The organism is Rhizobium sp. Rhizsp82, assembly GCF_047325115.1.
Lineage (GTDB): Bacteria > Pseudomonadota > Alphaproteobacteria > Rhizobiales > Rhizobiaceae > Rhizobium.
In genome coordinates this window covers 1,022,025-1,033,389 of record NZ_CP168571.1, presented here as the reverse complement: position 1 = coordinate 1,033,389, position 11,365 = coordinate 1,022,025, and the positions used below count along the sequence as shown (strand labels likewise).

Below are 11,365 nucleotides of genomic sequence, written 5' to 3'. Positions count from 1 at the left end.
ATGCACTGTCATGGGAACGAGGCGGCTTGCGCCGCCCCGAAATCTCAGTTGCCTGCGCTTTCCATCCGCCGCGTCGCCAGCACGCGCTCCAGCCAGCCGATCTCCATCTCCGGTACCGACTTCAGAAGCAGGTCGGTGTAATCGTCGAAGGGCGGCGAAAGCGCCTTAGACTTCGGCCCGAACCGCACCAGCTTGCCACGGTGCATCACCGCAACGCTATCGGCAATCGCCCGGACGATGGCGATATCGTGGGTGATGAAGATGTAGGAGAGCTGCTCTTCCTCCTGAAGCCGCATCAGAAGCTTCAGGATGCCCTCGGCGACCAGCGGGTCGAGTGCCGAGGTCGGCTCGTCGCAGAGAATGAGCTCCGGCTTTGCCGCAAGTGCTCTGGCGATCGCCACGCGCTGCTTCTGCCCGCCGGAAAGCTCGGCCGGATAGCGGTCGATGAAGCCGTTGCCCATCTCGATCTGGTCGAGCAGTTCCTTGACGCGCGCCGTCTTCTTCGCGCCGCGCAGGCCGTAATAGAAGGTCAGCGGACGGCCGATGATATCGCGCACCGTCTGGCGCGGGTTCATCGCGGTATCGGCCATCTGGTAGATCAGCTGGATCCGCCGCAAGTCGTCGTTCGGGCGGTTGCGAAGGCTCGGCGTCAGCGGCTTGCCATCGAAGACGATCTTGCCTTCGTTCGGCGGAAGCAGCCCGGTGATCACCCGCGCAAGGGTGGATTTCCCCGAACCGGATTCACCGACGACGGCGAGCGTCTGTCCTTTGGGCACGTGAAGAGAAACCCCGTGCAGAACCTTGAAACCGTTGGAATATTCGGCGCTGATATTCTCGACCTTCAGCAGCGCGCCGGATTGATCCAGCGCTTCGTCGCGCGCCGCCTGCCGGACGTTCACCAGGGCGCGCGTATAGTCCTGCGCCGGCGCCTCGATGATCTGTTGCACGCTGCCATATTCCACCGTCTTGCCGTGGCGGAGAACCATGATGTCGTCGGAGATCTGGGCGACGACGGCAAGGTCGTGGGTGATGTAGAGGGCCGCCGTATGCGTCTCCTCGATCGCATGCTTGATCGCCGCGAGCACGTCGATCTGCGTCGTCACGTCGAGCGCCGTCGTCGGCTCGTCGAAGACGATCAGCGACGGATTGGAGCAGAGCGCCATCGCTGTCATGGCGCGCTGCAGCTGGCCGCCGGAGACCTGATGCGGGAAGCGGTCGCCAAAGGTTTCGGGACTCGGGAGACCCAGCACCTGGAAGAGATAAAGTGCGCGCTTGCGCGCCTCTTCCTTGGTCATCAGGCCATGCTTGACGGAGGCTTCGATCACCTGATCGCCAAGCTTGTGCGCCGGATTGAAGGCTGCTGCCGCCGACTGCGCGACGTAGCAGACGCGGGCGCCGCGGATCTGCCTGATGCCGCCCTTGCCGAGCGCCAGGATGTTTTCTCCGTCGAGCAGAACTTCGCCGCCGGTGATCTCGGCGCCGCCACGCCCATAGGCGAGAGCCGAAAGGCCGATCGTCGATTTGCCGGCGCCGGATTCGCCGATCAGGCCGAGAACCTTGCCCTTTTGCAGATCGAAGGAAACGCCATCGACGATCGTCACCCGCTTCGGCGGCTCGCCCGGCGGATAGCTGGTGGCCTCGATCTTCAGATTGCGAACTGAAAGAAGCTCAGGCATCGCCGCGCCCTCCCTTGAGGCTGGATGTGCGTTTCAAAAGCCAGTCGACGACGAGATTGACGCATACCGCGAGCGCGGCGATCGCCGTGCCCGGAACCAGCGCTGCGGAAATCCCGAAGATGATCCCGTCCTTGTTGTCCTTGACCATGCCGCCCCAGTCTGCGGCCGGCGGCTGGATGCCGAGGCCGAGGAAGGAGAGGGTGGAGAGAAAGAGGATGGAGAAGGCGAAGCGCAGGCCGAATTCGGCCAGCAGCGGTGAAAGCGTATTCGGCAGGATTTCGCGGAAGATGATCCAGAGCTTGCCTTCGCCACGCAGCTTGGCGGCCTCGACGAATTCCATGACCGCGACATCGAGCGCTACGGCGCGGCCTAGGCGGTAGACGCGGGTGGAATCGAGGATCGCCATGACCAGGATGAGGATGACGATGTTCTGCGGCAGCACGGCGAGAACCACGAGCGCAAAGATCAGCGTCGGGATCGACATCATCAGGTCGTTGAAGCGCGAGAAGACGGTGTCGATGATCCCGCGCGACACGGCGGCCGTGAAGCTCAGAAGGATGCCAAGCGAGAAAGAGATCAGCGTTGCGCCGAGCGCCACGAAGAGCGTGGTGCGGGCGCCGTAGATCAGCCGCGAAAGGATATCGCGGCCGAGATTGTCGAGGCCGAAGAAATACTGGTTGTCGGCGACCTGCCAGACATTGCCGACGACCTCGGTCTCGCCATAGGGGGCGATCCAGGGCGCGAAGATCGCGAAGATGAAGGCAATGACGATGCCGATGATGCCGATCCAGGCGGTGATGGGGATATCTCTCAATCTCATCGCGGATGCCTCAGTCTCGGGTTGGCGACGATCGCCAGAATGTCGGCGATCATGTTGAGGAAGATGTAGACGGCGGCGAAAATCAGGCCGCAGGCCTGGACGACCGGCATGTCGCGCACGGTGACGGCGTCGACCATGTACTGGCCCATGCCGGGATAGACGAAGACCACCTCGACGACGACGACGCCCACCACCAGATAGGCCAGATTGAGCGCCACGACGTTGATGATCGGCGCCAGCGCATTGGGTGCCGCATGCTTGACGATCGAGCGGAAGGCGCCGAGACCCTTGAGTTCGGCGGTCTCCATATAGGCCGACGACATGACGGAGAGGATTGCAGCCCGCGTCATGCGCATCATGTGCGCAAGGACGACCAGCACGAGAGTTGCTGTCGGCAGCGTGATCGCCTTCAGCCGCTCGACGAAGCCCATGCTGTCATAGACGGTCGCCGGGAAGGTCGCGACGCCGAGCTTCACTGCGAAGAACATGATCAGCAGGTAGCCGATGAAGAACTCGGGCAGCGAGATCGCCGCGAGCGAAATGACGTTGATGATCTTGTCCGGCATCCGGTTTCTGAAATGCACCGAGAGCATACCGAGCGCGACGGCGAGCGGTACGGAGATCAGCGCGGCGAAGCCGGCCAGGAACAGCGAGTTGCCCAAGCGCTTGCCGATCTGCTCGCTGACCGAGTTCTTGCTGGCCCATGAGGTGCCGAAATCGCCCTGGACGGCATTGCCGAGCCACTCGACGTAGCGGGTCGTCACCGGCCGGTCGAGGCCGAGATCCTGGCGGATATTGGCGACCGCCTGCGGCGTTGCCGACTGGCCAAGATAGGTCGTCGCGAAATCGCCAGGCAGCGCTTCGAGGCCGCCGAAGATCAGGATCGATACGGCAAAGAGCAGGACGAGCGAGAGCACGAAGCGCTCGATGATGAGGGCGAGCAGCGGAAAGCGCTGTCGGAATCTGAGACCCGGCAAAGGGTTGCCGGTCGATGAACTGGGCATGGCGAAGGCCTCGCGCTGAAACGTCAGGGGGACCGCAAGCCTTGCGCTTGCGGTCCTGGTTCAGTCAGAGATGGCGGGGAAGCCCCCGGCCGTCAGGCATCGAGCCAGACGCGGGTGGCGACATAGCCGTTCGACATGTCGTTGCCGATATCGTGGACATATCCCTTCACCTGCTTGGAGCAGGCGTTCACGAAGTCGTTGAACATCGGCAGGATCAGGCCGCCTTCATCGCGCACCATCATCGCCATGGTGCGGTACATGTCCTTGCGCTTGGTCTCGTCGAGTTCCGAGCGTGCTTCAAGGAGCAGCTTGTCGAAGTCGGGACGCTTGAACCGCGTGTCGTTCCAGTCGGCCGTCGAGAGATAGGCCGTGGAATACATCTGGTCCTGCGTCGGGCGGCCGCCCCAGTAGGAGGTCGAGAAGGGCTGGACGTTCCAGACGTTGGTCCAGTAGCCGTCGCCCGGCTCGCGCTTGACCTCGATCTCGATGCCGGCCTTCTTGCAGCTTTCCTGGTAGAGAACGGCGGCATCGACGCCGCCCGGGAAGGCGACTTCGGAGGTGCGCAGCAGCACGGAGCCGCTGTGGCCTGATTTCTTGTAGTGGAAGGCCGCCTTGTCGGGATCGTAGGCGCGCTGTTCGATCCCCTCGGGGAAGAGGGCGTATGTATTGTTGATCGGGAAGTCGTTGCCGACCTTGCCGTAGCCGCCGAGGATCTTCTTGACCATCGTCTCGCGGTCCATGGCGTATTTCAGGGCAAGCCGCAGGTCGTTATTGTCGAACGGCGCCTTGTCGCAATGCATGATGAAGACGTAGTGGCCGCGGCCCGAAGTCGAAAGAATCTCGACGGTCGGCGCGCGCTTCAGGAGATCGACAGTCTTCGGATCGACGCGGTTGATATAGTGCACCTGACCCGAAGAAAGCGCGGCGATACGGGCGGTCGCGTCGTTCATGCCGATAATTTCGATCGAATCGACATAGCCGCGGTCCGAACGCCAGTCGTCGGCATTCTTCTCGAAGGTGGCGCGAACGCCGGGCTCGAAGCTCGTGAGCTTGTAGGGGCCGGTACCGATAGAGGCGAGCGGATCGTCATTGCCGCCATTCGGCTGGATGACGAGGTGGTAGTCCGTCAGCAGCAGCGGCATATCCGCATTGCCTTCGGTCAGCGTCAGAACGAGGTTGCCGCCGTCGGCCTTGACGTCCTTGATCGAACCGAGAACGCCGAGCGCACCGGATTCCGACTTCTTGTCGGTGTGGCGCTTCAGGGTTGCGACGACGTCGTCGATCGTCAGTTCCTTGCCATTGTGGAACTTCACGCCCTTGCGGATCTTGAAGGTCCAGGTGGCGGCGTCCTTCGACGGTTCCCAGGATTCGGCAAGCGATGGAACGGCGGCACCGGTCAGCGGATCGGATTCGACCAGCATGTCGCCCCAGCAGCGGCCGACGCAGAACATGAATTGCGAGAGAAACTTCGCCGGGTCCTTGGAGTCGGTGGCGGCACCACCTTCAAGGCCGAGCTTCAGATGGCCGCCACGCTTCGGTTCGGCGGCTTCGGCGCTTTCGGTGAAAAGCTTGTCGGCGACGGCAAGCGTCAGGCCGGCAGCCATGGCGCGTCCCAGAAATTCGCGGCGGTTCAGCCCGCCTGCGGTGACGCGGCTTGCGAGATATTTGGTGTAGTCGTTCATTCCCCTGTTCCTTCTTGTCTCGATTGAAGAATTGGCAAGTGGACCGCAGAACCGGTTTCCTCTTCCGGTGCCAGGTCCATGTTCGTTCGGGAAAACGTCGCGGTTGGTGCCGCCCTTATCTTCCTTTCTCGGTTCGACGATTGCGCGTGGGTTTGGGCGCCAGCTTGATGGCGCGGCGATCGGGAATGCCGGCGGTTGTTTTTGTCCGGCTTGTTTCCTGAAGATCGGAATTCTGGGTAAGGATGGCGCCCGCGATGGCGAGACGACAGCGTGCCGCATGCGTTTTGGCTGCGGCGGAGGGCAGGGAAGTCAGCAGCTCAAAGGTGGTCAAGCTACGTCCGTTCAACCTAGGCTACCTCCGCTCTTTCTGCGGGGGAGCCTTTGAGAGCCGCCCCGGCAATGAATATGCATAGGATCGAATTAAGGGCCACTTTGACCGGCCGGGGGGCCGGTGAAACGACATCATATACATCGTCTGCGACATATCGAGCATATGCTCGCCCGAAGGGCGATTTTGCATTGACGGTTACAAGCTGTGCTGAAGTCGAATAGCAAGAGGCCGATCCTGCAGATGAGGATCGGCGCCTATCTCTCTGGTTGTATTGAGTGATTTCTGTGCTGCTGCTGGCCGCCCATTCCGAAGCTCCGCAAGGCGCAGCCTTGCGGGATCTGCTTTCGGAGATGGAGGCCGGCAGACAGATCATCGTCTCATCCCTGCTTTCTCTGCCCGACATGGCGGCCGGCGCCATCCGGGGCGGGGAGCGAGGCGTGAGCCTCGGCGATCGCCTTCGCCTCCGCCAGGATTTCCGGCGGCGCCGGAACGGCCTTGCCGGCGTTGGAGTCGACATGCAGCAGCATCTGCTCGCCGGTCGCGAGCACCTCGCCGCTTGCCGCATCGCAGATGCTGTGGAAGACGTGCAGCCGCTTTTCATCCACCGACAGCAGCTGGCAGGTCGCATAGATCGCCTGGCCAAGCTTGGCCTCGCCGAGATGCCGGATATGGGTCTCGACGGTGTAGTAGCTGTGTCCGGCCTCGACATAGGAAAGACCGGCACCGATCAGCCGCAGCAGCGCATCCGTGGTGTCGCCGAAGACCTGCAGGTAGCGGTGTTCGGTCATGTGGCCGTTGTAATCGACCCAGGCGGGGCTGACCTTCGTATCGACGAGCCGCAGCGGGCCGGAGGTCTTCGGTTGCTCGGCCGCTTTCGCGCCCGCCCAGAGCGAGTGCTCGAAATCTTTCAGCAGCTTGCCGGCGCCCCAGCCCTTGCCACCGTCGCCGGCTTTCAGCGCCTGCAGGATGCCGGTCAGGTTTTCGTCGCGAATGCGTTCCAGCTCGCGGATCGACCGGCCTTCGGCCTGATCATCGGACTGCTGGCCGATCTTTTCGACGAGCGCATCGTCGAGGTCGACGACATCGGTGAGCTTCGTCCAGGGCCAGGCGAGGCAGGGGCCGAACTGCGCCAGGAAGTGGCGCATGCCCGCTTCGCCGCCGGCGATCCGGTAGGTCTGGAACAGGCCCATCTGCGCCCAGCGCAGGCCGAAGGAATAGCGGATGACATCGTCGAGTGTCTCGACCGTGCAGATGTCGTCGTGGATCAGCCATAGTGCCTCGCGCCATAGCGCCTCCAGAAGACGATCGCCGACGAAGGCCTCGATCTCCTTGGCGATATGCACGCCCTTCATGCCGATCGGCGGCAGCTTTTCCATCGCCGCCTTGATCGTCGCATGGCTGGTCTTCTCGCCGCCGACGATCTCGACGAGCGGCAGCAGATAGACCGGGTTGTAGGGGTGGGCGACGAAGAGCCGGTCGGGAAACTGCATGTCGCGCTGCAGATCGGTCGGGAGCAGGCCCGAGGTCGAGGAGCCGATCAGCGCGTCCGGACGGCATGCGGCGTCGATCTGGGTCAGCACGTTGCGCTTGAGATCGAGCCTTTCCGGCACGCTCTCCTGGATCCAGTCGGCATCGACGACGGCTTCTTCCAGCGTCTTGCAGAACGTGAGTTTGCCGCGCGGGGGGAGGGGGGCGCCCGTCAGCATCGCATAGGCGCGCTCGGCATTGGCGATCACCTCGCCTACGATGCGGCTCGCTTCCGGATGCGGGTCGAATACGTCGACATCGATGCCGGCAAGCAGGAACCTGGCGATCCATCCGCCACCGATGACGCCGCCGCCGACACAGGCTGCCTTGTTGATCTTGATCATGCAGCCCTCAACGCTTGCTGAGCTTCAGTTTTTCGCGAACGGCATCCGGCCCGATGATGCGCGCGCCCATGCCTTCGATGACCTGCACGGCCTTCTCGACCAGCTGCGCGTTGGTGGCGAGCAGACCCTTGCCGGCATAGAGATTGTCTTCGAGGCCGACACGCACATTGCCGCCGGCAAGCACCGCGGCAGCCGGGTAGGCCAGCGCATTGCGGCCGATCGAGAAGGCCGAGAAGGTCCAGTTCTTCGGCACGTTAATCACCATCGCCATGAAGGTATTGAGATCATCCGGCGCACCCCACGGAATACCCATGCAGAGCTGGATCAGCACCGGATCCTCGATCAGCCCCTCCTCGGCGAGCTGCTTCGCAAACCAGAGATGGCCGGTGTCGAAGGCCTCGATTTCGGGGCGCACGCCGAGATCGGTCATCTTCTTCGCCATCGCCCGCAGCATCGAGGGCGTGTTGGTCATGACGTAGTCGCCGAGACTGAAGTTCATCGTGCCACAGTCAAGCGTGCAGATCTCGGGCAGGCATTCGGCGATATGGCTGACACGCTCGCTGGCGCCGGCCATATCGGTTCCGGCGGGGTTAAGCGGCAGCGGCCTTTCGACATCGCCGAAGATCAGGTCGCCGCCCATACCGGCCGTCAGGTTCAAGACGACATCGACATCGGCGGAGCGAATGCGGTCCGTCACTTCGCGGTAGAGATCGTTGCGGCGGCTGGCGGCGCCGGTCTCCGGATCACGAACGTGACAGTGAACAACGGCCGCCCCAGCCTTGGCGGCGTCGATCGCGGAATCCGCGATCTGCTTGGGAGTAATGGGAACGTGGCTGGATTTGGAAACCGTGTCACCGGAGCCGGTGACGGCGCAGGTGATGAAGACATCGCGGTTCATCGCAAGAGGCATCGTGTTCTCCCTCGTATTGCACCCATTACGCGGCAATCGGGACGCCCATGCTTTGCATTAACGGAAGTGATTGATACAGTATCGGTAATCTGGAGACTTCATGCTCACCCGCTCTAACGACCGCCTCGATCTCGATCTTCTCGTCCTGCCGGAGACGAACCTCATTCTGCTGGCCTCCGTCATCGAGCCGATGCGCGGCGCAAACCGCATCGCCGGTAGCGAGCTCTATCGCTGGCGGCTGCTGACGCCAGATGGCGCTCCGGTGCTGACGACGAGCGGCATTCCGGTGCCTGCAGCCGGTGCATTCAGCGCCGCGCGGGAGGACGCGCCGCTCTTCGTTCTCGCGAGCTACAACTGGCGGCAGAGCGCCACGGCCACGCTGAAGATGCAGCTCTCGCAGGCGGCGCGCCGTCGCAGCGTCATCGCCGGGATCGAATCCGGCACATGGCTGCTCGCCGAATCCAGCCTTCTCGACCGCCTGACGGCGACGATCCATTGGGAGGATTTCGAGGATTTTTCGCTGGCCTACCCACAGGTGAAGGCCGTCAAGGACCGCTTTGTCATCGACGGAAAGCGGCTGACCACGGCAGGGCCGCTGCCGACCGTCGACCTGATGCTCGAGATCATCCGCCAGCGGCAGGGCTATTCGCTGGCGCTCGAGGTCAGCCGTCTGTTCAGCTACGAGCAGGTGTCGTTCCACAACGAAAGCCAGCTTTCGCCCTCCGCCGCGGGCCTCAGCATGCGCGATCCGCGCGTGGCGTCGGCCGTGCGGCTGATGGAAGAGCATATCGAACAGCCGGTGATGCTCAGCCGCATCGCCAAACGCGTCGGCGTCAGCGCCCGTCATCTGCAGGGATTGTTCCAGGAGAGCATCGGCGCACCGCCGCATGTGCATTATCTGGCGCTGAGGCTCAATGCGGCGCGGCGCAAAGTCATCGAGACCAAGGCCTCCTTCGCCGATATCGCCGCCGCCACCGGCTTCAACTCAGCCTCCGCCTTTGCCCGCAGCTATCGCGCCAGCTTCTCGGAAAGCCCGTCCGACACCCGCAGGCGCCTGCGCCGCCCGGTTACACCAGCGCCTGATAGCCGATCGGCTTGAAGGCGTCACGCACCATGTCGGCCAGTTCGCGCACGGCCTCGGTCGAGTGATAGGGGTTGCGCCGCAGCACGACCTTGGACGTATCGACCGGCGCAAAGCCGTCATCGGCCGTCAGTTCGCGGCAGCCCGGCGGAATGTGGCTGCGCGACAGCGTCGTCACAGCAAGCCCGGCCACGACGGCATTCTGCAGGCCCGAGCTGGTGTCGGCAATGAAGGCGATGCGGTAGCGCCGCCCCATCTGGTCGAGGGATCGTAGGGCGAAATCCCGGCACCAGTTCGAATTCCTGTAGATGGCGATTGGCATCGGGTCGAGATCGTGCAGGCGGTGGACCTGCGACGTCACCCAGACGGTCGGATCGATACAGAGAACCTCGCCGCTCGACTGGTTGCCCCAGTCGAAGACGACGGCGAGATCGAGTTCGTCTCGCTCCAGTGCCGCGAGGTTCCTGACGGTGTAGTCGCAGGAGACCGTCACCTCGACGGCCGGGTGGCGGACGGCGAATGCCGCAAGCGCTGCCGGCAGCACCGTCTGGCTGTATTCTTCGGGGATGCCGATACGGACGGGGCCGTCCAGCTCCTTGGTGCGGATCGTTGCCGCCGCTTCATCCAGGAGGTCGATGACGCGCTGTGCGTAGGGGAGAAGCTGCAGCCCCCAGCGCGTCGGCACGACGCCGCGGGCGCCGCGCTCGAACAGCGTCTCGCCGATCGTTTCCTCGAGCTTCTTGATCTGTGCGCTGACGGCCGATTGCGTCCGGCCGATCGCCTGCGCAGCCGACGAAAAATTCGACGTCTCGACGACGACAAGGAAGGTGCGCAGCAGATCGCTTTCGATGGGTTGACGCATTCTCAAGCCACAAAAAAATCAGATGGCAGCTATCTCAACTATTCGTTTGCTTAATGTCAAGAACGGTAGCAAACAGAGCAAATCAGACCTCTGGTTCGGGAAAACCAATGTCACTCCATACAGACGTCCGCCCGCTCGGCCTGAGCGAGCACGAAAAGGGCGTCATTCTGGTAGTTGCCGCCACGCTGGCTTGGAGCGCGAGCGGCATCTATTCACGTCTCCTGTCCATCGACGCATGGACGACGATCGCCTGGCGTTCGCTGTTCGGCGGATTGTTTCTCTTGATACCGAGCTTCTTCCTCGAAGGCGGATTGTCGAGAAAGCAGTGGGCCTCGATCTTCCATCCCTCGGGGATCGCGATGATCGCCTGCCAGACCTTCTGTCAGGCCTGCTTCATCGGCGCGCTCTACACCACGAGCGTCGCCAATGTCGCCGTCATCTATGCGACGGCTCCCTTCATCGCCGCACTCCTCGGCTGGGTCCTCCTCAAGGAGCGGGTCGGCAGCCGCACGATGATTGCCGGCGGCGCCTGCCTTCTCGGCGTCATCATCATCGTTGCCTCGTCGATCGGCGGCGGAACCGGCTTCGGCGATCTGCTGGCGCTGGGGATGACGGCATCGTTCGCGCTGATCATCGTCATCCCGCGCATCAGCCCCGGCGTGCCGAGCCTGCCGCCGACCATCGTCAGCGCCTTCCTGACGCTCGCCATCTTCTCGCCCTTCGGTTCGGTCGGCTCGATCGATACCTATAACTGGGTGGTGTTGGCGGCCTTCGGCGCTACGAATTTCTCGATTGCACTCGTCCTGTTCCTGGCTGGCGCCCGGCGCATGCCGCCGGCTGAGGCGGCGCTGATCGGCACGATGGAAATCGTGCTGACGCCCTTCTGGGTCTGGCTGTTCTTCGCCGAGCAGCCGCCGCTGGCGACGCTCCTTGGCGGCGCCGTGATCGTCGCGGCCGTCGTCTGGCATACGGCGGGCGACCTGCGGTCGAGCCGGCGCGCGTTGGCGAAAGGCTGATGCTCCGCAGGAGTTTTCGCCAGCCGTCTTGACCGCGCTTTCGCATTGGTGTTGATCCGATGCCTTCGCGAAACTATTTGCGCTCAGGTTGCGCCGCCTTTGGGTGGCGCGA

General features: G+C 63.1%; 10 protein-coding genes. 2 read left to right on the top strand and 8 right to left on the bottom strand.

From position 1 onward, the window contains the following. Positions 1 to 44 precede the first annotated feature (44 nt). The 7 genes from ACEN84_RS28940 to ACEN84_RS28910 all read right to left on the bottom strand — a co-directional run bounded on the left by ACEN84_RS28940 (position 45) and on the right by ACEN84_RS28910 (position 8,294). Positions 45 to 1,676: an ABC transporter ATP-binding protein gene (locus ACEN84_RS28940; protein WP_413711468.1), complete on the bottom strand. Its 1,632-nt coding sequence runs from the start codon at positions 1,674 to 1,676 to the stop codon at positions 45 to 47. After that, positions 1,669 to 2,496 carry an ABC transporter permease gene (locus ACEN84_RS28935; protein WP_130281027.1) on the bottom strand — a complete coding sequence of 276 codons (828 nt, stop codon included), beginning with the start codon at positions 2,494 to 2,496 and terminating at the stop codon, positions 1,669 to 1,671. The genes ACEN84_RS28940 and ACEN84_RS28935 overlap by 8 nt, the downstream gene beginning before the upstream one ends. After that, positions 2,493 to 3,500, bottom strand: coding sequence for an ABC transporter permease (locus ACEN84_RS28930; RefSeq protein ID WP_413711467.1), 1,008 nt, complete (start codon positions 3,498 to 3,500; stop codon positions 2,493 to 2,495). The genes ACEN84_RS28935 and ACEN84_RS28930 overlap by 4 nt, the downstream gene beginning before the upstream one ends. Positions 3,501 to 3,592: 92 nt before the next feature. Continuing rightward, entirely contained in the window at positions 3,593 to 5,182 is a 1,590-nt protein-coding gene (locus ACEN84_RS28925; protein WP_112717696.1) for an ABC transporter substrate-binding protein, read from the bottom strand. A 115-nt stretch (positions 5,183 to 5,297) separates the two neighbouring features. Then, the gene (locus ACEN84_RS28920) at positions 5,298 to 5,513 is read right to left on the bottom strand and encodes a hypothetical protein (protein ID WP_199625247.1); all 216 of its coding nucleotides are present in this window, start codon (positions 5,511 to 5,513) and stop codon (positions 5,298 to 5,300) included. Between the two features lie 377 nt (positions 5,514 to 5,890). Continuing rightward, positions 5,891 to 7,384: a carnitine 3-dehydrogenase gene (locus ACEN84_RS28915; RefSeq protein WP_413711466.1), complete on the bottom strand. Its 1,494-nt coding sequence runs from the start codon at positions 7,382 to 7,384 to the stop codon at positions 5,891 to 5,893. Positions 7,385 to 7,391: 7 nt separating this feature from the next. Continuing rightward, positions 7,392 to 8,294 (bottom strand): 3-keto-5-aminohexanoate cleavage protein, encoded by a 903-nt coding sequence (locus tag ACEN84_RS28910; protein ID WP_413711465.1) that lies wholly within the window; start codon positions 8,292 to 8,294, stop codon positions 7,392 to 7,394. A gap of 100 nt (positions 8,295 to 8,394) precedes the next feature. On the opposite strand from ACEN84_RS28910, the gene ACEN84_RS28905 reads away from it, so the two are divergent. Continuing rightward, positions 8,395 to 9,393, top strand: a complete 999-nt coding sequence (locus ACEN84_RS28905; protein ID WP_413711464.1) for a GlxA family transcriptional regulator — start codon at positions 8,395 to 8,397, stop codon at positions 9,391 to 9,393. Here the strand turns inward: ACEN84_RS28905 and ACEN84_RS28900 are convergent. Then, positions 9,362 to 10,237: a LysR family transcriptional regulator gene (locus ACEN84_RS28900; protein WP_199625243.1), complete on the bottom strand. Its 876-nt coding sequence runs from the start codon at positions 10,235 to 10,237 to the stop codon at positions 9,362 to 9,364. The genes ACEN84_RS28905 and ACEN84_RS28900 overlap by 32 nt on opposite strands. A 107-nt stretch (positions 10,238 to 10,344) precedes the next feature. Here ACEN84_RS28900 and ACEN84_RS28895 point away from each other — a divergent pair, with 107 nt between their 5' ends. After that, positions 10,345 to 11,253, top strand: coding sequence for a DMT family transporter (locus ACEN84_RS28895; RefSeq protein WP_112717708.1), 909 nt, complete (start codon positions 10,345 to 10,347; stop codon positions 11,251 to 11,253). Positions 11,254 to 11,365: the final 112 nt, after the last annotated feature.